This is a genomic window from Streptomyces sp. NPDC050625 (assembly GCF_040654755.1).
GTDB lineage: Bacteria > Actinomycetota > Actinomycetes > Streptomycetales > Streptomycetaceae > Streptomyces.
This window is the reverse complement of record NZ_JBFAIQ010000040.1, coordinates 1-22437: the sequence shown is the minus strand read 5'-3', so window position 1 is coordinate 22437 and position 22437 is coordinate 1. Positions and strand designations below refer to the sequence as shown.

Sequence of the window (22437 nt, the reverse complement as noted above, 5' to 3'; positions counted from 1 at the left end):
CCCGAACACGACGGAGGGCTGATGACCGACCCGAGCGAGGTCGACCGGATCGACGACGTGTACTGGCGCGACGAGTACACGCCCATCACGCAGGACGACGCCTTCCTCGAACGCATCGTCGCGGAGGCCGACCTGCCGTCGCTGCTCACGGCGCTGGCGGCGCTGACCGGCGATCACACGCTGATCCCGGCGGAGCTGCGCCCCCCGCTGCCGCCCGTCGACACGACCCCGCCCGCGCACGGCGGCATGAGCGCCACCGCGCAGGCGCGGGCGCGTGAACTCGCGCTGTCCGCGCTCAAACGGGTGCGCGACGAGGGGCTCACCCGGCCCCGTCTGCTGGAGCCCGAGGAGGCGCGCACCGTCGTCGACTTCATCACGGGCGGGGCGAGCGCCGAGGACGCGGCCCTGATGATGCACGAGCTGGACCTGGTCGCACGGCGTCCGGGAGCACCGGCCTGGCACGTCGACGAGGTCGCACCCGAGCGCGACTTCGAGGTCGCGGTCATCGGCACCGGGATGAGCGGCATCGCGGCGATGTACCGGCTCAAGCAGGCGGGCGTACGGTTCGTCGCGTTCGAGAAGCACCCCGAGGTCGGCGGCACCTGGTGGGCCAACACCTATCCCGGCGTACGTCTGGACACCCCGACCTTCGGCTACAGTTTCTCCTTCGCGCAGCGGGCCGACTGGCCCGACGCGTACGCCGAGGGCGCGGAGATCGAGTCGTACGCCGTCGAGATCGTCGATCGCGCCAAGCTGCGCGAGCACATCGAGTTCGACACCGAGGTCGTCTCGATGACCTGGGACGAGGCGTCGGCCACCTGGGAGGTCGTCGTACGGCGCGACGGTGTCGAGCAGTGCCGGCGCTTCCACGCCGTCGTCGCCGCGACCGGGCAGCTGGAGAAGCCGAACATCCCGGAGATCCCCGGACAGGACGACTTCCGCGGCGTGCGGATGCACTCCGCGCGGTGGGACCACGACGTGGACCTGACCGGGAAGCGCGTCGCGGTGGTCGGCACCGGCGCCAGCGCCTACCAGATCGTCCCGAGCATCATCGACCGCGTCGCCCACCTCGATGTCTTCCAGCGGTCGGGACCGTGGACGGTTCCCGCCCCGAACTACCACGACCCGACACCGCCGGCCCTGGCCTGGCTCAGCGAGCACGTCCCGCACTACGGGCAGTGGTTCCGCTTCCAGGCGTTCTGGGGCGCGCGTACGGGACGGCTGCACACCGTCGAGGTCGATCCGCGGTGGGACCGCACCGACTCCGTGTCCGCGACCAACCTGCGGGTGCGCGAGGCACTCACCGCGATCATGCGCGAGCAGTGGGCGGACCGGCCCGACATGCTCGACGTCGTCGTGCCCGCGTATCCACCCGGCGGCAAGCGCATGCTCCGCGACAACGGCGTGTGGGCGCGCGCACTGCACCGGGAGCACGCCGAACTCGTCACCTCACCGATCGAGCGGTTCACCGCCGACGGCATCGTCACCTCCGACGGCGAGCGGCACCCGGTGGACGCCGTGATCTACGCGACCGGGTTCAAGGCGTCCGACTACCTCGACCCGATCGTGGTCACCGGGCCGTCCGGGCGGACGCTCAAGGAGCACTGGGACGGCGACGCGACGGCCTGGGCCGGCATCTGCGTGCCCGGCTTCCCGAACCTCTTCCTCATCCAGGGGCCCAACACCAACTACGTGGTGCACGGCCAGTTCCACTTCATGATCGAGTGCGGGGTCGAGTTCACCATCGAGGCGATCCATCAGATGCTGCGCCGCGAGGCGGCGTCGATCGAGGTCGGGCAGAAGACCCTGGACCGCTTCCTCACGTGGATCGACCAGGGCAACGCCGAGCGTGCATGGGGGCAGCCGCAGGTACATACCTGGTACAAGAACTCCCGCGGCCGGGTCTCGCAGGTATGGCCGTACAGCCATCTCGAGTACTGGAAGCTGACCCGGGGCGCCGACTTCGACACCGACTTCACGCTCCGCCCACGACCGGAGGCGACGTCGTGACCGCGCGGCGTGACGTGCTCGTCGTGGGTGCCGGTCCGATCGGGCTCGTCGCCGCTCTCCTGCTCGCCGATGCGGGGGTGCGTACGACCCTCGTGGAGAAGGAGACCGAGCCGGGCGACCTGCCTCGCGCGATCAGCCTCCAGGACGAGTCGTTCCGCACCCTTGAGCGGCTCGGTGTGGCCGACGCGCTCAAGGCCGAGTCCCTGCTTGACACCGGCAGTCGCTACTTCGGGCTCGGGGACCGCCTCCTGCTCGAGGCGAGGCCGGTCGCGTCGCGGCTGGGGCATCCCGCCAAGACCCAGTTCGACCAGCCGATCCTGGAGCGGCTGCTGTGGGAGCGAGCAGTCGCGCACGAGGGGCTCGAGTTCCTGCGCGACGCCGAGGCGACCGCGATCTCGCAGGACAGCGACGGGATCAGCGTGACCGTGACGATCGGAGAGAAGACGCAGACTCTGACCGCCGACTGGCTGATCGGCGCCGACGGCGGACGCAGCTTCACACGCCGCGCGGTCGGGATCGATCTGGCCGGCACCACCCAACCGCAGCGGTGGATCGTCGTCGATCTGCACAACGAGCCGCGCGCGCGGGACCCGTTCGCCGAATTCCACGGCGACGGGGAGCGGCCGTACGTGCTCGTGCCCGGCGTCAAGGGACGCCTGCGGATCGAGTTCATGCTCTTCGACGACGAGGACCCCGATGCGATGACGACGCCGGAGCGGATCCGCGAGCTGGTCGTGCCGCGCTTCCGGGCCGAGCTGACGCCGGATGACGTGCGCCGCGCGGTCGTGTACATCGCGCACCAGCGTGTCGCGCGGACGTACCGTGCGGGGCGCACGTTCCTCGTCGGTGACGCCGCACACCTGATGCCGCCGTTCGCGGGCCAGGGCCTGAACGCCGGTATCCGCGACGCGACCAACCTCACCTGGAAGCTGATCGAGGCGACCACCGGCGGCGCGACCGAGCGGCTGCTGGACTCGTACGAGGTCGAGCGCCGCACCCACGGAGCCGCGATGGTGACGGTCTCGCGCCGCATCGGCGCAGTCGTCATGGCGACCCACCCGGTGGTCACGCGCGTGCGCGACACCGTCGTCCGCACGGTCAGCCTGATCCCCCGCGTACGCGACTTCCTCGCCAACATGCGCTTCATCACACCACCCGACTACACCGCCGGAGTCGCCGTCCCGGCCCACGGCGTCACCCTCGACACCGTGACCGTCGGCCGCGCCCTGAGCCAACCGGTCGTACGCGACGCCACCGGTGCCGAACGCGGACTCGACGCCCACCTCGGGCGCGGGTGGGCGCTGCTGCAGATCGGAGGTCCGCCCGACGCGGCGGTCGATGCGTACTGGGACGCAATCGGCGCGAACCGGCTGTGCGTCCGCGCACCGGGCGGCGAGCCGATCGACGGCATGGTCACCGAGACCACCGCGGTGCTCACCCCCGGCGCCGGCGCCCTTCCGGTCTTCGTCGCGGTACGCCCCGACCGCTACGTCGCGGCGGTATTCGACTCTGCCGGCGAGCAACGCGTCGTCGAACGCCTCCGCGCCTTCATCGATGATCGCTCCCGACGGACTGATCCGTACTCCGGAATCCCGCACTCTCGCCCACCACTGAACAGGATCACCCGATGAGCAAGTTCGTCAGCTACTACCGCGCCGACCACAGCATCGCCTGGGGGCGTCTCGACGCCGAGACCGTCTATGACGCGACCCCGACGGCACCTTCGCTCGCTGAGGCCATCGCAGCCGACGCCCTCGATTCCTTGGCGCACTACACCGATCACCCAGTGGCGCTCAGTGATGTGCGGCTCGCTCCGGTCATCCCGGAGCCCGGCAAGATCATCTGCATCGGGGTCAACTACCACACCCACCAGGAGGAGATCGGCAAGGCGGCTCCTCAAGCCCCGGTCGTCTTCGCCCGCTACGCCGACAGCCAGATGGGGCATGGCGAGGACGCCCTCAAGCCGGCGAACTCAGCGCAGTTCGACTACGAGGGCGAGGTGGCTCTGGTCGTCTCCAAGCCCGCACATCAGGTCTCCAAGGCCGAGGCCTACGACCACGTCGCCGGCTATGCCGTGTACAACGACTTCTCGGTGCGCGATTGGCAGCGTGCCGCCAGTCAGTGGCTGCCTGGCAAGACCTGGCCGGGGACCGGTGGCTTCGGTCCTTGTCTGGTAACCGCCGACGAGGTCGGCGATGTCACCGAACTCGAGCTTACGACCCGGGTCAACGGTGAGGTACGCCAGCGCGGCAAGGTCGCCGACCTGATCAACGATATTCCGTCGATCATCGAGTACGTCACCGCGTTCACGCCGCTCTCCCCCGGCGACGTCATCGTCACCGGCACGCCGGGCGGTGTCGGGCTCTTCATGGAGCCGCCGGGATTCATCGTCGACGGTGACGTCGTCGAAGTCGAGGTCAGCAAGCTCGGGACGCTTCGCAACACCGTCCGCGACGTCTCCTGACCGGCGTAGGGGGGAGTGTCTGACTTGTTGAATCGACCGCAGGCGCTAATCAACGCCTGCCAACCAGCCACGCGTTGACGGACTGCGCGGAGCCGGTGCAGCGCAGGGAAGTATCTGCTTTGACCTGTGGTGTGGGTGTGATGCCGGCAGTGGTGTAGGCCCAGCCGGTCACTTCGTGCGCCCCGCCGGGGAATGTCCCTCGGCGGGTGGTCGCCGCCGACGGACATCCCCGGTGTCGGGCGAGACGGCCTTGCCTGCCCGTGTCCGTGCCGCTCTCCCGTGCTCTGCCGCTGCGCCGCGTCGGATCTGACCTGCTGGGCCGGGGCCCGGTGGGAGTCAGTCCCACTGGATGTCGGCCAGGCTCTCCAGCGGGGCCCGTTCGGCCAGCGCTTCGGGGACCTGCACGGTGTCGCCCTTGTGCAGGGCGGCGGGGAAGCGCAGGTGCGTGCGGTCTTCGAGTTCGCCGAGGGTGACCTGGAAGACGCGGAATTCATCCAGTTCCAGGGCTTCGAGCTGGTCGAGGTTCTGGGTGAGCAGGAACCCTCTGGCTTTCAGCTCTCCCTGTTCGGTGAAAGAGATGATCTTCCAGAACTCGCGGGGGATCTTCACGCCGCGGAAGGTGCGGTCGTCGTCCTGGAAGACGGGCCCGCCGAACACGCTGACCTTGAGGTCGTCGACGTCGGCGAAGACGGCGTCTTCCAGTTCGCCCCACAGGCCGTTCTTGGCGCTCTGGTTGAAGTCGTCCATCTGCGGGGTGATGTTGCTGTAGAAGAACGAGTCGGTGTTGGCCCGCTCGGCCTCTGGAAGGCTGCCCCACAGCAGGTCGGCGCGGCGGGCGATGTGCCCGCGGTCGAGCCGGTTGTTCTCATACAGCTCGTTGCCCACCTGGGATGTGGCGGGCAGCCTAGGGTCCTTGACGAACGGGATGCCGCTGCGGCTGAGCTTCTTCAGGGAGCCCCGTCGATGTTCCAGCCCACCCACATGGGCACGCGGCGCTTCTTGCTGAGCGTGAGCGAGAAGTGGGTGTAGGGGATGATCTCGGAGCCGTCGAGGAGGACCGCGTCACGGGCGAGGTCCGCGTCCAGTTGCGGGGCCTGGATGCGTTCGCCGAGGAAGTCGGCATCGTAGCCGTGACGGCCTCAATCTGTTCGGGCGTCGGCGGGGTGAGGGAGATCTCGAGTTTCTCGAACACCGAGGCCGGCAGGCAGGCCAGGGCGTGCTCATCCGGGTCGCCTTGCTTCTCACCGCCGAAGTGCAACCCGGCCATGACCGGGCTGGGGCGGCCCGTTGCCCTGCTTGAACAGCCATAGCGCGCCGGAGTCGCCGCCCATGCTGATCTCGTTGTCGGCCGCCGGGCGGTCGGGATCGCGGCCGATCTCGAAGCAGCCGATGGTCTTGATGCCGACCTGGCCGCCGTAGTTGAGTTTGACGATGGTGTCGATGCGGCGGACGATGCCGTGCGTGACCCCCGTGGTCCGCCCGCTTCTTGACGACCTTGTCGTCCAGCTCAGGCTCCCCCAACTCGGCCGGCCTCACGCCGAGTTCGAAGATCTCCTGGCTGAAGGCGCGGTCCTCGACCGTGGCGATGGCACAGTCGCCGGCCACCCCCAGATGGGAACGCTTCAGCACACCCAGACGGTTACGCCGGATACGGTTGTCGTCGTGCGGGCCGGGCTGGACGACCTCGGCACCCAGCTCTCCCTGCGGGCCGTGCAGCACGTGCCAGTTACTCAGCACATAGGGGGTGCCCTCGGCGCGGTCGAACACGATGCAGCCGATCGTGCCCGCCGTCACCGTGACCGCCCCCACGCTCACCCCGGGCGTGATCGGGTCCAGGCGGGTCTTGCGAGCCGGGGACTCGACCTCGGCCACCGTCCGGAAATGCGGCGTGTAGCTGCGCTCGATGACGTCGGTGGGCACCTGAACGCCGTCCACCTTGACCGTCGCAGGGATCAGCGTCGTACCGAGCGCCTCCAGCGCCTCCGGCTCGGCCTTGCTCTCCACCGTGAACTGCAGCACGACCTGCTTGCCCCGCGTTGCCACCGGCGACCTTCCGCCCGATCCCGACGGACGTCACGTTCGGATCCTCCAGCAGCTTGGGCCCCTGGGTGCGGATGTACTGCCGCAGCGACGCGATCAGCCTGTCCTGAGCGGGTGCGCCGTTCTTCGACGATGCCCCGGTCTTCTTCGTTTTGTTGCTCGATCGCTACGCATAGTAGCCGCGAATTCACGCTAAGCATGCGAGAACGGCGGTCTCCGGAAGAACACCCCACCGCGACAGCCCCACCACACATGGCCACCAACGAGCGCCGCACACCCGGACACACCCGGCACGCCTCAGGAGATGAGTCGAAGCCGGACGACCTCATCGCAGCCGGAATCGACCTGGCGGAGCGCGAAGGGGCGAGGAGTGCCGGCAGGACCAACGGCCACATCGCGCCCATATTGGCACCGTCAACGCCCGCGGTGTGACCGCATACAACTGGAAATAGGCACCGCCTGGCGCGGCCTAGAACAACGACCGGGCCAGGCGACCTGACGAGTCCAGACGTCCCACGGATCCTGGCCCGTAAACGCACGGCGCTTTCGCGGCCCGCCGACTCGACACCGGTGCAACCCGGACAACGACAATGTCGGCGGGGACCACATCTGCTGGAGGCGCATGACCTTGCGGTTGGCTCGGTGAGCAGGGCGGCGTGCAGGCGTGGCTAATTAGTGCGCAGGTTCACCAGTTTGTGCCTGCCCCGCACCAGTTCCCGCAGCTCCCGCGTCCGGGGCGGTGCCAGCCAGGCTTCCGGCAGTTGTCCCATCCGCAGCAGGTCGGCCAGGTCGGCGGCGTCTCGCTCATCGTTCTTGACCCGGCGGTAGGCAAGCGCCTTCACCCCCAAGGGGTGGGCCAGATGAACCTCGGCGACGGCCTCGGGGAGTACGTCAGCGGCCCAGTACCAGCCGAGAGTTGCTTCCGATACCACCTTCGCGTGCGGACCGGCCTTGGCGATCTCCCGCTTGAGCGGGGCCGGGTCGTTGTTGAAGCGGACCATCTTCCCCAACTGCCGCCCGTCCGATCGCATGCGAACCAGGACTGAGCGCCGCCGGTGCAGGTCCATTCCCAACCACTGCACACCCTCGTACGGTGAAGTCATCGAAGGCCTCCCCGAGTTCGGACTTCTGCCTGAGCCGAGCGTCCTGCGCACCCGGCAGGAGCGGGAGGCCCCGCTCCTTTCATCGCATCAGAGAATTCGAGAACTGGATCACCTGGGCCGCGATCACCCTGATGGCCCGCCCCTGACCTGCCCGGCAGTCGATCAGCGCCCTGGACCTGGCAGCCTGACTCAGCTACTTCGTCGGAGTGGAGCCGAGTTCGGTGAGCAGCAGAGCAATGTCGTCGGCCCGGTAGGTGGAGCCGCGGGCGTGGTGCAGGAGCTGGTCGGCGAGTTCGTCCAGTGAGCCCGCGCGCGCGTGGGCCAGTGATACGCGCAGGCGGTCGATCCCCATCCCGATATCGCTTCCGGGTTCCTCCACCAGGCCGTCGGTGTAGAGGACGAGGACGGATCCCGGCGGGAGAGCAATGCGGGTGGGCATGTAGGTGCTCGTGTGGTCTACGCCGAGGACTGTTCCGACGTCGAGGTCGAGGGCGCTTGTCGTGCTGTCGGGTTGGCGGAGCAGGGGGGCGGGGTGGCCGGCGGTCACTGCGTGGGCGTGTCCGCGGTGGGCATCGAGGTGGATGTAGCAGCAGCTGGCCAGCAGGTCGCTGTCGAGGTCGATGAGGGTACGGTTAACGCCTGACATCACCTCGCCGGGTGCGTGGCCGGCGGCCGCGAAGGCGCGTACCGCACTGCGCAACTGGGCCATGGTGGCTGCGGCGGCGATGCTGTGCCCCTCTACGTCACCGATGACGAGACAGACCCCATTGTCGGTGGGGATGACGTCGTACCAGTCCCCGCCGATGTCCATACCGCTGGTGGCGGGCAGGTACCGTGCGACGGTCCGGATGCCGGGGACTTTTGGCAGGCGGTGCGGCAGGAGCGCCTGCTGCAGGCCGTGCGCGACGGCGAACTCCGAGTCGTACAGCCGCGCTCGTTCCAGAGCCTGGGCGATCAGCCCGGCGAGTGCGGTCAGGACACCGCGATCCTTTTCTGTGAAGTGATGCGGCGCATCGAAGCCGAGGACGCAGGTGCCGACCGGGCGGCCGGAGGCGATCAGGGGCAGATACACCCACGAGCTCACCGGTCCCGCGGGGATGCCTGGGTAGCCGCGGGCGAGATCCGTCTGGGACTCGATGAAGAGGGGATCACCGGAGGTGAGGGTTTCCGTTCCGGGCAGGCGGGCGTGCAGGGGAACCCCCTGGAGCCAGTCGAGGAATGTCTCGTGGTGGCCGGTGTGGTGCAGGAGGTCCATCGATTTGTTCCGGACCACGTAGATCGCCATCTGCTGGCCTCCGAAGGCCGGCAGGAGCTGGTCGGAGACGACGTCACAGACCTGGCGTGTGGTGACTGCCTCGGTCAGCGCGCTGCTGAGCTGCAGGACGTGGTACATCGCCCCCAGGCGCGCCGGTGCGGAGGCAGGCGCAGACGTCGGTGGAAGCGCGGGAACTGCCCCGGCCGACGAGGGGCGGGTGGTAGGGACCACCCGACCGGTCACCCCGTCGGGCTGCGGATCGAGGAAGAAAGCGAGCCACTGGTCGGGCGGCCGGCTCACCAGGAAGGAGGACGGCGCCTGCGAGATCATTGCGGAGCGGTGCCGGTACACGACGCTGGGGTCGGACAGCCACGGCAGCACATCCCACAGGCAGTGGCCGAGCGCCTCATCCGCGGAGAGGTCCAGCAGGTGCAGCGCACGGCGGTTGGCGTAGGTGACGCGCCCGTCGGGGGCAAGGGAGAACAGCCCGTCCGGCAGCCGCTCGACCGCTGCGACGGCCGCGCTACCCGCCCGGGCATCCACAACCGCGCCGACCAGATGAGGCACCAGGCGCACGTCGTCGGCTTCCGGTACACGGCCCCACAACTCGACCATGCGATACCTTTCGGCGCCGGCGCCGCGATCCCGTACGCGCAGGCGCCGCGCGGTGATCCGGCCCTCGGCCGCCTCGCGCTCGCAGGCCCGGAAAGCGGCACGATCACCGGGGTGCAGGCACGAAGCAAGTGTGTCGGCACGTCCGTCGAAAGCGCCGGGATCGAGACCGAAAATCCCGCAGAACGCGTCGTCCACGCTGAGGATGCCGGAGTCGAGGTTCCAGTCGAACAAGCCCACCTGCACGGCCGCCGCCGAGTAAGCCGGTACCTCGACCGGAGCCGTCCCCGGTTGGCACTCCAAAGGATCACCAGTACGGGCGCGGAGTTCCGCCAAGGAATCACCGAGCCGGCCGGCCACGGTCCGCAGGTGGCGACGCTGGGCCTTGGACAGCCCCGCACTGCCTGGCGATGCCGACCACACGATCGCCAGCGATCCAAAAGACTCCCCCCTTGCGCGCACCGGCACCGAGCAGGAGCCGAAGGCGTGGGGCAGAGCCACGGCGAGCTGCGGATAGCGCCGCATCGTCTCCTCGGCGTTCGCCAGGTGAACCGTGCGCCCGGTCGTGTACGCCACGGCAACTGGGATGGGACTGCTCACCGCGATGAGGGACCAGCCGCCCAGCAGCGAGGGCGGCACGCCGCACGTCGTGGCAAGGATCAGCGACCGGCGGTCGCGGGACCGCAGGAAGATGCTCCCCGCATGCGCACCAGTTCCCTGGACGGCCTCCACGACGGCAGCCGCGAGCATGTCCTCACGCTCCGCCACCCCATTGGCGGTCAATCCGCACATACACCCAGTGTGCGCAGGTCAGATCCCCGGAGCCCAACCGGACGCGGCGACCTGGGGCAGACATTGATCGCTGGCCGCCCTCGCAGCCCGGCACCTGGCGACATTGGCCGAGGAGAAGAAGCACGAGCACGCTCTCGCCGAGGGCGCTGACATCTTCCGGCAGGTGACCGGCGACCCCGCAACGGTGTCCGCCTTCGACGCCGAGTTCGGCGGCCCGGCCGTCCAGAGCGCCGCCCCACGGGCGGCCTGACCTGTGTCCGCCGAGTACTACGCCGACTACCGGTGGTTCCACTCGACCGCGTTGCGATGACGGTCCTGGGCCTTGTCGAGGGCCGGAGGCCCCTCTCCGGCCGCCCCCCGGCTTTTGCGGTGAGCCTGCTGGTCACCCGGCTGTGCGATGGTGGCGCTGCGCCCGCGCCGCCACATCGGCGGGCGCGCCCCGTGAGGGCGGCCCCCTGCTGGCCGACGCTCCCCGTCGTGGTCTGCTGATCGACTCGGACGGCGCGGTCACCGGGGCGGTGTCGGCGACCGCGGAGATGCCCGGCTGGGCGATGGAACGCTACAACGACGGCGGCGGAACACGCCGGATCAGCGTGTTCGTGCTGACCGAGATCGTCCTGGAGTACTTCCGGCTGGTCGACCAGCACGTCCTGCCACTCGTCAACGGCGCGTGGACGCACCGGATCGTCGCCTCGGACTTCGCCCGACCGCCTGGACGCGTACTCGCTTCCGGCGACGACCCGGCCTTCCCGTTCTGGGGCTCCACCGAGATGGCCACGAGCGACGACTGGAACCACAGCTGGAAGGCCTTGGGCGACCCGGAACGCGACGCCTATGAAGCACTGCGCCGCATCTACGCACTCTTCGGCCTCGACGTCACCGCCAACCCTTCGTCGACGCGGACCGTGTGAGCACGGCCAAACTGCTGGAAAAGTAGCGGGCCTCCGGCCGGGCCGCCCACTTACGCACCGGCCTGACTGGGCAGGCCGCGTCCACGTCCCGTTCAGGGGACGGTCGCGGCCGGGCGGCTCTGGACGACGTCCTCGTGCAGGTGTCCGATCACGGCGGAGCCGCTGCCGGGGACCGCCGTACATGGCGTGGGCGGGATCAACTCTCGGTCCGTGGGGGGAAGAACCCGGCACGCTCCGACCCCTGGGTGCTGAACGCGTACACCATGGCGTGCACGTTCAGGTCCTCGGGCGGGTCACCGTTCTCCACCACGATGACCTGGCTGGGGAAGTCGCTGAGCAGCCCCCGGTAGAAGTGGTCGACGACGTTGTGTGTGAGCTGGATGTCCTGCTCGTGGGGCTCGCGGTAGGTGAGGACCGGTGAGTCCAGGACGACGAACCCGGGGTGCGGGAGTCCCCGGGTGGTCGTGTACCGAGCGAGAGCGGTGGAGAAGGCGGCGTGGATGACCGAGCGCATGCCTTTGCCGCGGCTGCGCCGTGCACGGCCGTCGACACTGATCTCTGCGGTGTTCTGGTCGTAGGTGACGCGGTTGTCGCCGGGAAACCTGCCAGTACTGCAGGATGTCCTGGATCATGCGCTCGAACTCGGCAAGGTCGATGGCGGGGATGCCGTCCGGGTGGGCCGGTGGTGGTTCGTCCCGTTTGCTCGACAGGCTGGCCTTGAGGTCTTCGAGTCGTTGGACCTGGGCGTGGACGGCGAGGTCCGCCTGGATCTGCGAGCGGGTGGCCAGGAGGTTCTGGGTGTCAGCGTTCAGCGGGGTCAGACGTGCGTCGAGGCCAGCTAGGTCGCGGCGCAGTGTTTCGGCACGGTCTTGGGCGGTGGCATGCTCGTGGTCCAGGCCGGCCAGTTGGCCTTCCAGGCCCTCAATGGTGGTGAGCAGGTCGGGCCGAGACCGGTGCGCAGGTCGACCAAAGGTCGCGGCCCTGGCCTCCGCTGAACCGGGCCGCGTTTCCCCGCTTGCCATGGGCGATCACACCGCCGTACATTCCCTGCACCCGGCTTGTCCGGCCGCTTCGTCTATCCCCTTTGAGCACATGAGGAGCGCCCGGTATGACGGGTGTACTGGCGGTCGCAGGCGGCACCGCATCCGGCAAGTCCACCCTTGCCGAAGCCCTGTCGCTGCAGTGTCCCGAGACCATCGCGCTGGTCCATCTCGACGACTACTACGTGCCCGCGCACGACCCCCTGAGGGGTGTGTGGACGGTCAGTGCCGACGGTCACGCCGTCCTCGACTGGAACCATCCGGGGTCGATCGACGAGACAGCGGTGACACACGCCATTGACGCGGCGCTGCTGCGCCCCGGCGTGCTGCTGGTCGTGGTCGAGGGCCTGTTTGCGCTGTCACTGCCGTCCGTGGTCCGGCGGGCGGCGTGGCGGGTGTATGTCGACACCCCCGACGACATACGCCTGGCCCGCAAGATCCTCCGGAAGATCGAGATGCAGCGGCAGGACCCCCGACTGTCCCTGCGCAACTATCTGCAGACCGGCAGGGACCGCCACGCAGCCCACGTCGCGCCCTCCCGGACGGCGGCCGATCTGGTCGTGGACGGGACCGCGAACGAGTCGGAGATGCTGGCGGCCGTCATGCCGCTGATCGGGCCGGCCCTCGCGCCGCCGCCCGCGGCGCCCTGCGGGCACGGGGGGTGCGGTGTGACCCGTACCCCCGGGGTCCCGGCGTTCGCGCCGTGACGTGCCCGGGGGCACCGGCCCCGGCGAGGGACGCCGCGTGATCACGCTTCCGGCAACACAGCCCAAGCCTCGGCGGGCTCTCAGGTAGATCACGACCGATCCAGTTCACCTGCAGCCAGGCGAACTGCAGGGGCGACACATGGCGGGATCAGGGGAAGACCCGCATCCAGGCTCTCTTCCGCTTCGCCCGGCACCGGCTGGGCGTGCTCTTCGCGATGCTCCGCGACGGCACCTTTGCCAGTCCTGTGTCTGCTGCCGACCCCGTCACGACCGCGTACCGAAAACACCATCCTGGCCCGGTTCATGCGGCTTTCGGGCATGCTCCCTCCAACACGAGGGGGAGAGCCGCGGAGATGCGAATCGTACGCAGACCAGCCCACGGCCAAGGACCGAGCGGGCGTTGGCTGTCAACGGTCGTGTGGGAACTCCCCGTAGTCTAAAATTGACGATCACCGTTGACACCTGGGTCTCCGATCACTACGGAGACCCACATGCCGAAATCCACCCCCACCGCCCCACCGCCCCGCCGCTCGACCGTGAGGCCAAACGGCGCCTGGCCGTCATACGCCACATCGAAGAGGTCACCGGCAACGTCGCCATGTCCTGCCACTACCAGCGCACGAGGATCGTCTGGTAGCCCGCTTGCGTGCCGCTCGGTCACATCACGGGTACGCCGTCCCGGAGATAGAGCGGCCGGCCCGTTTCCAGCGCGCGCACCGCCCTCTCAAACCGGCGTCGGATTCGGTCCTGGAGGCGAACACCGGCTTCGTCCGGCGTGACGAACGCGACTTCGGACAGCTCGTCGTCACGCGGGCGTAGCCGGTCGGCCTGGTCCTGGTCGAGCGTGCCGCCGTCGAAAACGAACGCGATCTGGTCGTCCCAGGGTCCATGCGGGGCGACCCAGTCCACCACCAGCAGATCCCGCAGGACGATCTTGAGATCAAGTTCTTCGATCAGCTCTCGGCGTACCGCATCCTCTGGCGGCTCGTTGGCCTCGGCCATCCCACCGGGCAGGTCCCAGCCCGGCTTGTAGGTGGGATTCACCATGAGCACGCGCCCGGCCGGATCCCGCAGCAGCACGTCAGCGGCGACACGCTTGCGGGCCTGCTTGGCGTTCCCCTCCGCGAGGTAGGCGTTCCACGCGTCGGGGTCGGCAGGGGTAGGTGTCTTGGTGGCCTCATGCGGTGGTGCCTCCCGGGGACGGCGGGATCAGATCGGCCAGCAGGAGCATTCTGGCGCGGCGTGCGTCATCGAACCGCATGAGGTACTCCCGGACCGGCCCGTAGGAGCGGTGCGGTTCCAGGAGCCGGCGCAGCTTGTCGAGCTGCTGCACGACCCGGACAGAGCCCAGGGTGGGGCTCGTGCTGAGGAGGTCGTGACCGGTGCTCACGGCGGCGTCCAGGTCGTGGCGGCGTACGTGGATGGCCACCAGGGTGATCCGGGACAGTGCCAGCGACCGTGTCCGGCCCGCCTCCCGCAGCTCAACAGCCTGTTCGGCGTGTGCCAGCGCCCGGTCGTACTGCTCCAGGTCGTGCAGGATCAGCGCTGACTCACCGGCCAGCGCGGCGACGTCGAACGGGCTCAGCCACGGGTGATCGGCGGCAGCTGCTCCTTCGAGATCGCGCCGGGCAGTGTCCAGCGCGCGGGCGGCGGGGGTGTGCTGCGCCTCGGCGGCGAGGGCCCGCGCCTGCATAGTGCTCAGCCGCGCCGTCAGCGTGGGAATGCGTGGCCCTTGCACCGCGAGGTCGAGCCCGGTCCGGGCCCAGCCGACGGCCCCCGCAGTGTCCCCGGTCTGGAGCGCAAGGTGGCTGCTGCTCGCGGCGACGTTGGCGGTCAGCGGGAGGTCGCCGGATGTGCGGGCCAGCGGGAGCGCGCGGGCGAAGTGTCGGGCGGCGCGGTCATCGTGACCGGAATCGTGGGCCATCCACCCGGCCATTTCGGTCAGTGCCGCCGCAGCGGCGAACACCTGCGGCCCGCTGCCGACGTCGAGCCGCGCTCGGCTACTTCTGGGCCAAGTCGTTGTTCGACCGCGACCCGAATTGACGTGCTCCCTGGCCTAAGGTCCAGGGATTCCGGCCTGGGTCGTGTGACCTCGAGCACCGGCTGGACAACCGCCCCCGAAAGACCCTGGGTTGGCAGACCCCTGCCCAGGCATTCGCCGCCGCTCTGGCACCATGAGCCTGCAACGTTGCGACGATCATGCGAATCCACCACCGAACCTTAGCGCGCCGTCAATACTTTCGAGACTTTGGCTGGAACTGCCAGCGGACAGGAGTCATCCGCGGGATAGCGCCATGAACACGTGCTCGACCTGTCCATGGAGCGCGGCTACCAAGACGTCGCCCCCGTCGGAGGTGCACTCCATTACCAGGAAGCGGTGATTGAGGCGTCCCTCCCCCGGGGCCGGAAGCCGCATGCGTACGGGTTGCACATCCGAAGGCAGCATCAACGGATGGTCCTGCCGTGCACTTGGTTCCCATGTCCACGTCCCGGACTCGATTACGAAGTGTCCACGGGCCCATCGAGGTGCGTGGGGATCTTTCAAGACGCACAGGACCCTGATCCGCCGCCCGTCGATGAGGTTGGCAGTGATGTTGCGCTGCTGGCTGTTGAGGTGCACAGCCGCCATGAACGCCCCGCCTGCCAGCACACCCAAGATCGTGACGATTGCAGTCATGCGCGCATTGAAGCAGCAGCCCAGGAAGCAGGTCGAGATCCCTTCATCAGGAATGCCTACGCCTCCCCCGAACAACTCGCGGCTTGGAGCGGCGCCCCGGCGCCGGCAGACGCCGAACGGCTGATCGCGCGCGCCTCTGAGGACGGGCTTGACTAGGGTCCGTCTTCAAAGATCATCTCGTGATGGATCATGGTGGGGTGTGATACGCCGCCATGAACTCACCGACGGCGAGTGGGAGTTACTCGCTCGACTGATACCGCGAGCCGTGACGGGCCGACCTCGCCTCGAGGATCGGAAGATCATCAACGGCTTGGTCTACAAGATCCGCACCGGGATCTCCTGGCGGGAACTGCCGGCCCGTTACGGCCCGTGGAAAACCGCTTTGCGCTCGCATGGGACTCTGGCTGCCGCCAGGGGAAGGCTGTCCGCGGCGGCCGGAGATAGCGGGCATGGCCATCTGCCCCACGCCCCCGCACACCGCCTCACAGCCCGGAACACAAAACGGGCCCAGCCAGCAAGCGGCCCCGATCCCGGGCGTTCAGTGCGCAGTTGCCGCCGGTGTTGAGCCGGTGGCAGACGCTGTTGCCGCCGGAGGCGTCCAAGGGTGCACTGCTCGGCCGATGTAGGGGGCGGTCGAAGCCTGGTCGGCGAGGCCCTGGCGTTGAGATCGGTGGCGATGCTCACCGCATCGTAGGTACGACCGCCCAAAGGCATGTGGCATGGCGGATGGCGGATGGCGAGCGAAACTGCAAGCCTTCGCAGTAGGTGCTCCCTCGGCAAGAGATGATCACGAGGTGGGCAACGGGGATGAGTCGTGGCGGCGTGCCCAACATACGCTTCATACGGGGGACTGCGGTCGCGGCAGTCGTCGTATCGCTGTGCCGGACGGCCACGAGACGGTCGGGTACACCACCTTGCTCGTGCTCGGCGTCCTGCTGGCGATACCGACGTGGCCGATCGGTGGACCTGTTTTCCGGCGTGCTCGGCCGTTGGCAGGACTTTCATAGTGGAACCTGACCGCGCTGAGTGCGCCGTGTGACTGTCACAGCCCTCTCGATCACAGAATGTCACCGCCCTGTCGTGTGACCGATGTGATCGAAAGGACTGACCCGTGGCACCCGCACTCCGCCGCAGACCGATCCCCCTCAGACGCCCGCTCGGTGCGGCCCTCGCACTCTCGCTGGCCGCCGGACCGCTGCTGCTGTCCGCCCAGGCCTGGGCCGACGCGCCGTCGCCGGTGAGCCAGAGCGCCGGTCAGAGCAACGGCCGGATCAGCGGGAGCGACCAGCCACCCGACCGTACGGTTCCCCCGGGGCCGGTGGAGCCCGGGCGGGTCCGGCCGTTGCGGCGGGTCGCGAGCGTGAACATCATCGACGCGGACGCCGCCGTCAACACCCTCGGCACCTACGGCGAGCCGTCGATCGCGGTCGACCCGGCCAACCCGCAGCACATCGCCATCACCCGCTTCGGCCACAACCCCAACGACGAGTGGAACAACAACGCCGACCTGCTCTACAGCATCGACGGCGGCACCACCTGGACCGACCGGAGGACCATCCCGACACCCCCGGGGATCGCGAACACGGCGGGCGGCCCGTGCGACCAGACCATCGACTACGGCCGCAACGGCCGACTCTACGGGACCTTCCTGACCTGCGGGGCCAACGCCCAGGTGGTCACCGGGTCCACCACCGACCCCACCCAGGCGACGTCGTGGCTCTGGAACGTCGACCCGATGACCAACGTCACCCAGCCCACCACGAACACCCACCCCAACACCGACCAGCCCTGGCTGATCGTCAACCGCGACACCACCAACACGACCCAGGACAACGCCTACGTCGGCTACCAGGACCTCGGTGCTCTCCCGCGGGACCACGTGACCGTCTCGCAGCACAGCGCCAGCCCGGTGGACTTCCCCGCCGCCAACGACCAACCGGTGGGCAACGGCGCCGTGACGGGCGGCATCAACGGTGGGCTCCGCCTGGCCGGCGACCCGCGCAACGGCACCGTGTACGCGCTGTACCAGGAGGGCGGCGTGAGCACCTCCCAGCCGCACGCCGTCAACATCCGGCTGAAGCGGTCGACCAACGGCGGAGGGAGCTGGGACCTGGGCAACGCCACCGACGGCCTGGCCGTCGCCTCGGTCAGCAGCTACCAGGGCGACGTCGGCTTCAAGTTCGCCACGTCCAACGCACTGATCGGTGGCGTCCAGCACGCGGCCGTCGACCCGACCAACGGCGACGTGTTCGTGGCCTACGGCGAGGCTGTCACCGGCGGCCACAACCAGATCAGGCTGCGCCGGCTCACCGACGACGGCGCGGGCGGCCTCGCCGTTGGCGCCTCGGTCAACGTCTCCACTTCGACCGAGGCGGCGCTGCCCTCCGTCGCGGTGCTCAGCGACGGCACCGTCGGCGTCCTCTACCTGACCTCCGACGGAACCAACGGCAGCGGCTTCCCGATCGTCACCGCGCACCTGGCCCGGAGCACCGACCACGGGGCGACCTTCAGCGATCTCCCGCTGCAGACTTTCACCATCGCGAAGGACGACGGCATGGCCCGGCAGCGGTTCATCGGCGACTTCATCCAGATGAAGGCGGTCGGCACCACCTTCTACGGCACGTTCACCGGCAACCTCAACGGCACCAACCAGACCATCCAGCAGGCGCGGGACACGATCTTCTTCAGCGTCCCGAAGCAGACCACCCAGTCGACGCTGACCTCCTCCGCCGACCCGTCCGTCTACGGGCAGCCGGTGACCTTCACCGCGAAGGTCGTACCGACCCCGGACGGCGGCACCGTCACCTTCCGGGTCGACGGCACCCAGCTCGGCAGCCCGGTGCCGGTGGACACCACGACCGGGACGGCCACCTCGGACGCGATCTCCACGCTGAGCGTCGGCGACCACACCGTGGACGCCACCTACAGCGGAGACCTCGACCACCTGGGCAGCGCCGCGATGAGCCTGACCCAGACCGTCAACCAGGCCCCGGTCAGCACGACGCTCGCCTCCTCGGCGAACGGCCCGGCGGCCTTCGGCGAGCCGATCACCTTCACCGACACTGTCTGCCCGGCCCCGCCGAGCACCAGCCCGGCGCTGCCCCCGTCCGGCACGGTGACCTTCAAGGACGGCAGCACGGTGCTCGGCACCGGCACCCTCGCACCCGGCGGTGGCACCAACTGCGCCCAGACGCAGGTGAGTTCCGCCAACCGGCTGCCCGGCAACCACACCATCACGGCCCAGTACAGCGGCGACACCAACTTCCTGGCGGGCAGCCTGGAGAGCATCACCCAGCAGGTGACCTGCGCCGAGGTCATCACCGGTGACGTCCACGGCAGCGTCCGGGCGACCGCGCCGAGCACCTGCATCATCGACGCCACCGTGCACGGCACCGTCCACGGCGCGGCCGGCGGGGCGCTGTTCATCGGCCACTCCACCGTCTTCGGCAGCGTGCACTCCTCGGACGGCACGCTGTTCGGCATGTGCGACAGCCTCGCCACCGGGACGCTGCAGGTCGACCGCGCGAGCGGGTTCGTGGTCGTCGGGGATCCGGGTGACGACGCCTGCGCCGGCAACCAGGTCGGCGGGTCCGTCCACCTGCTCGACAACCACTCCGGCGCGGAGCTGATCGCCAACCGGATCGTCGGCTCGGTCGACGTCAACGGTACGACCGGCAGCGGCCCGTTCCCGGACGACACCCAGGCCGAGATCGCGGGCAACACCATCCGCGGCTCGCTGCACTGCACCGGCAACGTGCCGCCCCCGACCAACGACGGCAACCCGAACACGGTGCACGGCACCCGTGCCGGACAGTGCGCCAACCTCTGACCGGTAGGGCATGAGGGGAGAGGCCCGGCTGTTGTTCGGACAATGTTGGTAAATGGCCCGCGTGGTAGATGGCCCGCCGGCTGTGTCCCGGTGCCTCGGGCAACGGGACACAGCCGCGGCCTGACGGGGTCCAAGCTATAGCCAGTGCTGTGACCAGAAGCGATCAACGGTTGGTGGTGATCGGCTTCGAGTCGGTTGGATGTGACGACACGTCCGATCGACACAGGGAGGCGGGATGGCACAGCCGGTCAGGGTGCGCAAGCTGACGGAACAGGAGGGGCAGAAACTGCAGCGAATCGTGCGCCGGGGAAGCACGAGCACGGTGCGGTACCGGCGGGCGATGATGCTGCTCGCTTCGGCGGGCGGCAACAGCGTCCCGGTGATCGCCAGACTCGTGCAGGCCGACGAGGACACCGTCCGCGACGTGATCCACCGCTTCAACGAGATCGGCCTGGCCTGTCTGGACCCTCGGTGGGCGGGAGGCCGTCCCCGCCTGCTCAGCGATGATGACGAGGACTTCGTCATCCAGATGGCCACCACCCGCCCGAGCAAGCTCGGCAAGCCCTTCACCCGCTGGTCGATCCGCAAACTCGCAGACCATCTGCGGCGCAACCTCGCCCGTCCGATACGGATCGGGCGCGAGGCCCTGCGCCTGCTGCTCGCCCGCTGCGGAGTCTCCTTCCAGCGCACCAAAGCCTGGAAGGAGTCCACCGACCCCGACTTCGACGCCAAGCTCGACCGGATCGAGTACGCGATCAACGAGCGCCCCGACCGCACCTTTGCATTCGACGAGTTCGGCCCGCTCGGTATCCGTCCGACCGCCAGCTCGTGCTGGGCAGCGCAGGGCCGTCCCGACCGGCTGCCGGCCACCTATCACCGCACTCACGGCACCCGCTACTTCCACGGTTGCTACTCGGTCGGCGACGACACTCTGTGGGGAGTCAACCGGCGCCGCAAGGGCATCGCACCGACCTGGGCCGCGCTCAAGTCGATCCGTGCCGCCCGCCCGGACGGCGCTCCGATCTACGTGATCCTTGACAATCTGTCCGCCCACGAGAACGGGCGCATCCTGCGCTGGGCGCGCGCAACAAGGTCGAGCTGTGTTTCACCCCGACGAACGCGTCCTGGGCCAACCCGATCGAAGCGCACTTCGGGCCGCTGCGGCAGTTCACCCTCGCCAACTCCAACCACCCCAACCACACTGTCCAGGCCTGGGAGTTGCACCGATACCTGCGCTGGCGCAACCAGAACACACGACATCCCGACGTCCTGGCCGCGCAGCGGCGTGAGCGCGCCCGTGAGCGCGCCCGTGTCCGCAGCGAGAAGGGCATCCGATGGGGCGGCCGACCACTGTCTGCCCCGGCTGCCCCCTGCCGGGGTGCGTCTGCTACGGAGTGAGACTGGATCGAACGAAACGGAATGCGGCTGCCGGGTCCGTGGCCCGGGTGACCGTCCTGCCAACGACGACATGTGAGGCCCCAGCGGTGATCGCCGCATGTGGTGTCCCGGGGCGGGCGTGCTCGGCCAGGGATTCGCCAGGCAGCGCGACTCCCGGGGTGATGATCAGGGCGTCGGGACCCAGGGTGCTGCGCAAGGTCGCGACGTCCCGCGGCGAGGCGATCACGCCATGGCAGCCAGCCTTCTGCGCCAGACGGGCCAGCCGGAGTACCTGCTGGTCCACCGCATCGCTTACGCCGATGTCGGCAAGATCCGCGTCGGTCATGCTGGTGACCACGGTCAAGGCAAGGACGCGCAGGTGGGGGAAGTCGCGGGCGGCCTCGACCGCGGCAGACATGATGCCGCTGCCACCCATGCCGTGCACGGTGACCATGGACACGCCCAGTGCCCCCGCGGCTCGAACCGCACCGGCAACCGAGTTCGGGATCTCGAAGAGCTTGAGGTCCAGGAAGACCTCCTTGCCCTGGGTGACAAGGCCCTTGATGACGTCCGGCCCCGCAGCGGTGAGTAGTTCCAGGCCGACTTTGTAGAAGCGGCACTCGTCGCCCAGCCGTTCAACGACGGCATCGGCGGTTGCGCGATTGTCGCAATCCAAGGCGACGATGATCTGACTGGTCGGATCCACGGCGTCATTGTGCCGCCACCCCCACTGCGGCCTGTCACCAGGGCCGCCAACGTGACCTGGTGATCGTTTCTGGTCACAGCACTGATATGTGGGGCCGGTCTGTCAAGGGGCAGCCTTCAGCGGCGTCCGGCATCGGGGTCTCGGGCGCCGCTTGTGTGCATGGGGCCGGTCGGTGCCTGGTGGCGCGCGTGTCGGTCTCGACGCGTGGTCCATGCTGATATGCGCGGGTTGGTTACCGCAGGACGGGCTGTTCGGCGGGAGCGTTTCCGCGGGTCTGGAGATCGAGCGTGGCGGCTGTCACCGCTGCTCATAGTGCTGCCGCGGGTCGCTCCTCACGCTGCCGCCATCAGGTCGCCGGCCGGCCGGTCTGTGGGCCCGTCTCAGTCGGGCACGGTGGCCGGCGACCAGCACCAGCCGGCCAGCTCGCGGGCGATGGCCACGTTCGCCACCACCGGCCGCTTGTGGCGGGCGATGAAGGTCTTCCAGCGCTGGTTGAGCCGCTGATTGCCCAGGTGTCTGCGGGCCCGCGCTGCGGCCGGTGCGCGTTGCCGGCGGGCCTGGATCGTGGCCCCGGCCCGGTAGCGCTTGCGGTGGTGCCAGGCGGCTTCGGCCAGCAGCCTGCGGGCAGGAGAACTGCCGGTCTTGGTGATCGGTCCTTGCGAACGGGACTGGCCGCTGGAGGACTCACTCGGTACCAGCCCGGGGTAGGCGCCGATGCTCGCCCCGGTGAACCGCTCCCAGTCACCGATTTCCACGGCCAGGGCGAAAGCGGTGAGCGTGTCGGTTCCGCGCAGGCACCCAAGCCGGGCGACCACCGCAGACCACGGTGAGTCGGTGGCCATCGCGGCGATGGCCTTGTCGAGTCGGGCCCGGCGTCCCTCGGCCAGGACCACCGCCTCGTACGCGCTGTCGTA

17 protein-coding genes and 3 pseudogenes are annotated in these 22437 nt (G+C 69.0%); 12 read left to right on the top strand and 8 right to left on the bottom strand.

All coding sequences use genetic code 11. The annotated features are described in order from the left end of the window. The first annotated feature begins 21 nt into the window (after positions 1 to 21). Genes AB0I54_RS42535 through AB0I54_RS42525 form a run of 3 tightly spaced genes read left to right on the top strand, consistent with a single transcriptional unit; the run spans position 22 to position 4474 of the window. Positions 22 to 2010: an NAD(P)/FAD-dependent oxidoreductase gene (locus tag AB0I54_RS42535; protein ID WP_363301738.1), complete on the top strand. Its 1989-nt coding sequence runs from the start codon at positions 22 to 24 to the stop codon at positions 2008 to 2010. After that, positions 2007 to 3641 (top strand): FAD-dependent monooxygenase, encoded by a 1635-nt coding sequence (locus tag AB0I54_RS42530; protein WP_363301737.1) that lies wholly within the window; start codon positions 2007 to 2009, stop codon positions 3639 to 3641. Before AB0I54_RS42535 ends, AB0I54_RS42530 begins: the two co-directional genes overlap by 4 nt. Continuing rightward, positions 3638 to 4474 (top strand): fumarylacetoacetate hydrolase family protein, encoded by an 837-nt coding sequence (locus AB0I54_RS42525; RefSeq protein WP_363301736.1) that lies wholly within the window; start codon positions 3638 to 3640, stop codon positions 4472 to 4474. Before AB0I54_RS42530 ends, AB0I54_RS42525 begins: the two co-directional genes overlap by 4 nt. 336 nt (positions 4475 to 4810) lie before the next feature. On the opposite strand, the gene AB0I54_RS42520 is transcribed toward AB0I54_RS42525, so the two are convergent. The 3 genes from AB0I54_RS42520 to AB0I54_RS42510 all read right to left on the bottom strand — a co-directional run bounded on the left by AB0I54_RS42520 (position 4811) and on the right by AB0I54_RS42510 (position 10276). After that, on the bottom strand, positions 4811 to 5455 hold the full coding sequence (locus tag AB0I54_RS42520) for a DNA/RNA non-specific endonuclease (RefSeq protein WP_363301735.1): 645 nt from the start codon (positions 5453 to 5455) through the stop codon (positions 4811 to 4813). A gap of 1727 nt (positions 5456 to 7182) precedes the next feature. Beyond that, complete coding sequence (locus AB0I54_RS42515; protein ID WP_363301768.1) at positions 7183 to 7581, bottom strand: transposase; 399 nt, start codon at positions 7579 to 7581, stop codon at positions 7183 to 7185. 229 nt (positions 7582 to 7810) lie between these two features. Beyond that, the gene (locus AB0I54_RS42510) at positions 7811 to 10276 is read right to left on the bottom strand and encodes a SpoIIE family protein phosphatase (protein WP_363301734.1); all 2466 of its coding nucleotides are present in this window, start codon (positions 10274 to 10276) and stop codon (positions 7811 to 7813) included. A gap of 103 nt (positions 10277 to 10379) precedes the next feature. Here AB0I54_RS42510 and AB0I54_RS42505 point away from each other — a divergent pair, with 103 nt between their 5' ends. Continuing rightward, a complete protein-coding gene (locus tag AB0I54_RS42505; RefSeq protein ID WP_363301733.1) occupies positions 10380 to 10526 on the top strand; it encodes a hypothetical protein in 147 nt (48 codons plus the stop codon). Between the two features lie 142 nt (positions 10527 to 10668). Beyond that, positions 10669 to 11187 (top strand): hypothetical protein, encoded by a 519-nt coding sequence (locus tag AB0I54_RS42500; RefSeq protein ID WP_363301732.1) that lies wholly within the window; start codon positions 10669 to 10671, stop codon positions 11185 to 11187. A 196-nt stretch (positions 11188 to 11383) separates the two neighbouring features. Here AB0I54_RS42500 and AB0I54_RS42495 read toward each other — a convergent pair whose 3' ends face one another. Next, on the bottom strand, positions 11384 to 11701 hold the full coding sequence (locus AB0I54_RS42495) for a hypothetical protein (protein ID WP_363301731.1): 318 nt from the start codon (positions 11699 to 11701) through the stop codon (positions 11384 to 11386). Positions 11702 to 12295: 594 nt separating this feature from the next. On the opposite strand from AB0I54_RS42495, the gene AB0I54_RS42490 reads away from it, so the two are divergent. The 3 genes and pseudogenes from AB0I54_RS42490 (at position 12296) to AB0I54_RS42480 (ending at position 13571) form a co-directional block, all read left to right on the top strand. Next, positions 12296 to 12934 (top strand): hypothetical protein, encoded by a 639-nt coding sequence (locus tag AB0I54_RS42490; RefSeq protein WP_363301730.1) that lies wholly within the window; start codon positions 12296 to 12298, stop codon positions 12932 to 12934. A gap of 149 nt (positions 12935 to 13083) precedes the next feature. Further along, positions 13084 to 13374: pseudogene (locus AB0I54_RS42485) on the top strand (hypothetical protein); the annotation flags it as partial. A gap of 2 nt (positions 13375 to 13376) precedes the next feature. Continuing rightward, entirely contained in the window at positions 13377 to 13571 is a 195-nt protein-coding gene (locus AB0I54_RS42480) for a hypothetical protein (RefSeq protein ID WP_363301729.1), read from the top strand. Positions 13572 to 13591: 20 nt separating this feature from the next. On the opposite strand, the pseudogene AB0I54_RS42475 reads toward AB0I54_RS42480, so the two are convergent. Beyond that, positions 13592 to 14092 (bottom strand): annotated as a pseudogene (locus tag AB0I54_RS42475) (NUDIX hydrolase); the annotation flags it as partial. Between the two features lie 19 nt (positions 14093 to 14111). Next, entirely contained in the window at positions 14112 to 14858 is a 747-nt protein-coding gene (locus tag AB0I54_RS42470) for a hypothetical protein (RefSeq protein ID WP_363301728.1), read from the bottom strand. A gap of 606 nt (positions 14859 to 15464) precedes the next feature. Here AB0I54_RS42470 and AB0I54_RS42465 point away from each other — a divergent pair. The 4 genes and pseudogenes from AB0I54_RS42465 (at position 15465) to AB0I54_RS42450 (ending at position 20838) form a co-directional block, all read left to right on the top strand. Further along, on the top strand, positions 15465 to 15767 hold the full coding sequence (locus AB0I54_RS42465; RefSeq protein WP_363301727.1) for a hypothetical protein: 303 nt from the start codon (positions 15465 to 15467) through the stop codon (positions 15765 to 15767). A 43-nt stretch (positions 15768 to 15810) separates the two neighbouring features. Beyond that, the gene (locus AB0I54_RS42460; protein ID WP_363301726.1) at positions 15811 to 16176 is read left to right on the top strand and encodes a transposase; all 366 of its coding nucleotides are present in this window, start codon (positions 15811 to 15813) and stop codon (positions 16174 to 16176) included. Between the two features lie 546 nt (positions 16177 to 16722). After that, on the top strand, positions 16723 to 19440 hold the full coding sequence (locus AB0I54_RS42455) for an Ig-like domain-containing protein (RefSeq protein WP_363301725.1): 2718 nt from the start codon (positions 16723 to 16725) through the stop codon (positions 19438 to 19440). Between the two features lie 235 nt (positions 19441 to 19675). Beyond that, positions 19676 to 20838 (top strand): annotated as a pseudogene (locus tag AB0I54_RS42450) (IS630 family transposase). On the opposite strand, the gene pyrF reads toward AB0I54_RS42450, so the two are convergent. Further along, on the bottom strand, positions 20828 to 21523 hold the full coding sequence (gene pyrF / locus AB0I54_RS42445; RefSeq protein ID WP_363301724.1) for an orotidine-5'-phosphate decarboxylase: 696 nt from the start codon (positions 21521 to 21523) through the stop codon (positions 20828 to 20830). The pseudogene AB0I54_RS42450 and the gene pyrF sit on opposite strands and share 11 nt — an antisense overlap. 380 nt (positions 21524 to 21903) lie before the next feature. Beyond that, a partial coding sequence (locus AB0I54_RS42440; protein ID WP_363301723.1) for a transposase occupies positions 21904 to 22437 on the bottom strand: 534 nt, incomplete at its 5' end.